The sequence below is a fragment of the Bacillus sp. JJ1127 genome, assembly GCF_036965845.1.
GTDB lineage: Bacteria > Bacillota > Bacilli > Bacillales > Bacillaceae_G > Bacillus_A.
Genome location: NZ_JBALQK010000170.1, coordinates 16084 through 16438, shown reverse-complemented (window position 1 = coordinate 16438; position 355 = coordinate 16084). Strand labels below are relative to the sequence as shown.

Sequence of the window (355 nt, the reverse complement as noted above, 5' to 3'; positions counted from 1 at the left end):
TAGAGATGGAGATGAGACAATTACAAGATAAAATAGAAGATCAAAAACAAGAGTTAAGTGTACTTGTTGCTAAATATGGATTAGCTCATGATAAAGTTGTATTATTTAGTCGAGATTTAGATATACTAATTAATAGGTTTATGAATGAACAGAAAAATGATGTGACATTGTGTGGGCAGTTAACGAGATAAATAGGGATCAATTCAACTGTTTGGTAGTTACAAACAATTAACATCTCTATTAATGTATATTCTGATTAATAGTTTATTGGGTGGGAAAACATGGTGAGGAATTTTCTGAAGGCGTATCGTATAAAAAAAGTTGTGAAATATATAGATCCATTTTAATTTTTCGA

At 29.0% G+C, this 355-nt stretch carries 1 protein-coding gene; it reads left to right on the top strand.

From position 1 onward, the window contains the following. On the top strand, positions 1–191 hold a 191-nt coding region (locus tag V7183_RS16975; protein ID WP_335360256.1), incomplete at its 5' end, for an aspartyl-phosphate phosphatase Spo0E family protein. Between the last annotated feature and the right edge of the window lie 164 nt (positions 192–355).